The 3,819-nt window shown below is 70.4% G+C and carries 3 protein-coding genes; 2 read left to right on the forward strand and 1 reads right to left on the reverse strand.

Annotated elements, in window-relative coordinates; all coding sequences use genetic code 11:
* Positions 1–86: 86 nt before the first annotated feature.
* A complete protein-coding gene (locus ACFVHV_RS43410; protein WP_359915570.1) occupies positions 87–1,577 on the reverse strand; it encodes an MFS transporter in 1,491 nt (496 codons plus the stop codon).
* 208 nt (positions 1,578–1,785) lie between these two features.
* Here ACFVHV_RS43410 and ACFVHV_RS43415 point away from each other — a divergent pair, with 208 nt between their 5' ends.
* Together ACFVHV_RS43415 and ACFVHV_RS43420 are read left to right on the forward strand one after the other, a co-directional pair.
* The gene (locus tag ACFVHV_RS43415) at positions 1,786–2,460 is read left to right on the forward strand and encodes a TetR/AcrR family transcriptional regulator (protein WP_359915568.1); all 675 of its coding nucleotides are present in this window, start codon (positions 1,786–1,788) and stop codon (positions 2,458–2,460) included.
* 422 nt (positions 2,461–2,882) lie between these two features.
* Entirely contained in the window at positions 2,883–3,653 is a 771-nt protein-coding gene (locus tag ACFVHV_RS43420) for a helix-turn-helix domain-containing protein (protein ID WP_380359350.1), read from the forward strand.
* The last annotated feature ends 166 nt before the right edge of the window (positions 3,654–3,819 follow it).

Consider the following 3,819-nt stretch of genomic DNA (forward strand, 5'->3'; position numbering starts at 1 on the left):
ACAGACGGGTTCGTCGGTCGGCCGGCCTGCGTGCTCCCGGTCGGTGGGTGGGTCGGTCGGTCAGTCAGCCGGTTCGGTCGGTCGGTTCAGTCGGTCACCGGCTCCAGGCCGACCAGGGCGAGCCGGTGCCGGCGGCTGATGTACCAGGCGGCCGCGCCGCACAGCAGGGCGAGGACGGAGACCGCCACCAGGACGGCGGAGGGCGAGGACACCAGGCTCGCCAGCAGCAGCGGCCCCATCAGGCCGCCCAGCCGGTTGAACAGGGAGACCCACCCGGTGGTCCGGCCGCGCCGTTCCGGATCCGCCAGGTCGGCCGCGATCGGGAGGAAGATCGCGGCCATCGAGTTCACCGAGAACAGGGCCGCCACCAGCGCGCCCGCGGCGATCCAGCCCACCTCGGCCACCGCGCCGCTGGCCGTGAGCGCCAGCAGCAGCACCGCGGTGACGGTGGCCAGGCCCGCCGCCATGGAGGTCGGTCCGAAGCGGCGGTAGCCCAGCATCAGCAGCAGGGCGCACGGGATCATCACGATCGCCGCGATGGTGAGCATCAGGTTCGCGGTGTGCACCGGTACGCCGCCGATCCGGGCCAGGCTCGGCACCCAGGTGGTGAGGCCGAAGGTGAGCAGTCCGATCAGGGTGGCGAAGGCGCGCTGGAGGCCGTGGGTGAGGGCCCGTGAGGACCTGGGCAGGTGCTGGACGGCCGACGGCGCGCCCGCGGCCACCGGGGCGGGGGCCGAGGTGCGGTTGGGGACGAAGGGGGTGAGGAGGGCCAGCACGGCACCGGTGGGGGCGCCGATCAGCCACAGGATCCGCCAGCCGAACACCGGTTCCAGCCACAGCGCCGAGCCGGCGGCGACCAGGTAGCCGACCGCGGTGGCGACGACGGAGAGTGCCACCACCACCGATCCGCGGACCTTTCCGCCGACGGTCTCGGTGAGCAGGGTGATCAGCAGCGGGGCGAGGCCGCCGACCGCCACGCCCATCAGGGCGCACATCACCAGGTTGCCCTCGAAGGTGGGCATCGAGCCGCACATGCTGGTGGCGGTGAACCCGAGGGTGGCGATCAGGTAGGAACTGCGGCGGCCGATCCGGTCGGTGAGCACGCCGAACAGCAGCGCCCCGGTCGCCGTCCCGGTCAGTCCGCAGACCGCCAGCAGGGAGGCCGCGCGGGGATCGAGCCCGTACTCGGCCCGCATGCCGGGGATGACGAAGCCCAGGGTGGAGGTCTTGCTGATGTCGATGGTGAGGGCGGCCGTACCGATGAGAAGAATCAGCAGCCGGCCGCGCCGCCCCGTCCCGGAGTCGGCCTCGACGGATTTCGGCCGCCCGCGCAGGGCGGCGCCGACCACCACGATCAGCAGTCCGGCGAGGGCGGTGAACATCTCCGGCATCTCCGACAGGGCCATGCCGTGCAGCTTCCGGCCGTCGTCGGCCGACATGTGGTCCATCGGCATCGCGGGATCCATCGCGAAGGAGTGCCGGAAGGCCACTGCGGAGGAGACCAGCACGATCAGGCTGCCCAAGGAGAGGAGCAATGTGGCGCCGGTGATCCGGCCGGGGCGTGTGGTGGTGGACAAGAGCGACCTCCGTCGAGCGCTGGTGTGGTGGTCGCGCGACCGGGCGTCGACATTTCTCCTCCGGCCGTCGGCCGCCCCTGGAATGTCGCGCTGAGTGACTGGAAAGCTATGCCCGGCGCCGCGCGGGCCGCTTCTCGCATTGTGCGGGGATCGGAGGGTTGTGGGCGCGAACGTACCTGACATAAGGGCGTTTTGCTTGACTGAGGGAATGAGTCCGCGTCGCACGGATCCCGGTGCCCGTCCGGCACTGGTGGACATCGCCGCCCGGTTGCTGGCGGAGGAAGGGCCGCAGGCGCTGTCCGCCCGCCGCATCGCGAGCGAGAGCGGCACCTCCACCATGGCCCTGTACACCCACTTCAACGGAATGCGCGGGCTGGTGCGCGCCATGGTTCATGAAGGGTTCACCCGGCTCCAGCACTACTTCACCCTGGTGGAGTTCAGTGACGACCCGGTGAGCGACCTGGCGTTGCTGGGTCGTGCGTACCGGTGCAATGCGCTGGCCAACCCCCACCTGTACGCGGTGATGTTCGGGGGCTCCTCGCTGGCCGGGTTCTCGCTGGGCGAGGAGGACCGGCAATACGGCCGTTACACTCTGGCCGGCGTGGCCGAGTGCGCCGCCCGCTGCATCGAGGCGGGCCGGTTCCGCTCGGAGGACGCCGAGCTGGTGGCGCATCAGATGTGGTCCGCGGTGCACGGTTTGGTGGTCCTGGAGCTCGGCGAATACCTGACCGAGCCGTGCGACGCCGATCGGCTGCTGGAGGCGCAGCTGGTGGGGCTGATGGTCGCGGCCGGCGACATCCTGGAGGCCGCGGTCGCATCGGTGGCGGCCTCCGTGGAGCGACTGTGGGAGGAGGTGGACCCGGCGACGACCGATTCGGACTGACGGCGGGGCCGGCGCGATCCGCGGTGAATTCCCGAACGATTCCGCTCCGACGCCGGACCGGCGCAGCCGTCACACGAGTACTCCTGAATCACATCCGTCCCGTCCGTGACATCCGTATGCCCCCCTCCGGCGCATCTCGTCAATTGCTTCAATAGTTCAAACACATACCGGCCGGTATTCCACCCCTCGGCTTTGCCAAATCAACGCGCGAGGAAGTCGTTGAACTTGTCATGTCCGCCTGCTACGGTCATCAGTCGTTATCACGGTGCCACGGTGTGTCACCGTCGCTTAACAGAAGGGAGCGGGTAAACCTCGCGCGCTCCGGTATTTCAGGCCGCCCGCCCCCCTCGGCCGCGTTCCAGGACGCAATACCGGAGCGGAGTTTCCGTCGTCCACCGGTACTGCGAGAACCTGGAGTCATTGTGAAGCCCGCAATCGAAGAGGCCGTGGCCCGAGCCATCGAGGTCATGCACGAGAACATCGGCGAAATACTGACCATAGACGACATGGCACAGGCGGCCGTCTACAGCAAATTCCACTTCTCCCGGGAATTCCAGCGGGTGACCGGGGTCTCACCGAGACGCTTCCTGTCCGCCATCCGCATCGAGGCCGCCAAACGTCTGCTCATCGAGACGGACCTCAGCGTGACCGAGATCAGCCACCGCGTCGGCTACAACAGCGTCGGCACCTTCAGCTCACGGTTCGCCAGCAGCGTCGGCACGTCGCCCACGATGTTCCGCCAGTTACGCGGCTTCACCACGAGCATCGAACTCGAACGGCGGCGCTGGGCCCGGCCCACGGATCTCGCCACCGTCCGCGGCGAGATCCGGGCTCCCGTCGCCGACGGCCTCGGCCGCGTCTTCGTCGGGCTCTTCCGCACCCGCATCCCGGAGGGCCGGCCGGCCGCCTGTACCGTCCTCCCCCGCCCCGGCGCCTTCCTCCTCGAACACGTGCCGCCCGGGACCTGGTACCTCCTCGCCCACTCCGTCCCCGCCTCCTTCGACGAAGTCCTCACCGGCGAGGTCTCCGTCGGCTCCGTCGGCCCCGTCGAGATCAGGGCGAACGTCCCGCCGAAGCCGCTCGAACTGCGCCTGCGGCCCGTGCACGCCCTCGACCCGCCCGTCCTGCTCGCACTGCTGGACGTCCGGGCGGCGGCCCTCGCCAGGAACGAAAGGCTCTCCGAGGCGGGTTGAGCCGGCGCCGGGGAGCCGGCCGCACGGCCCGGGGGCGGGGCTCCGGGCCCACGGGGGCGACGGCCGGCACGGGACGGGGGACGGCGGCCGGTGCGGCACGGGGGACGACGGCCGACGCGCCACGGGCTCCCCGGACATGACGAAGGGGCGGTGGCCGGCTCACGCC

Source organism: Kitasatospora sp. NPDC127116, from assembly GCF_042677365.1.
GTDB lineage: Bacteria > Actinomycetota > Actinomycetes > Streptomycetales > Streptomycetaceae > Kitasatospora > Kitasatospora lactacystinica.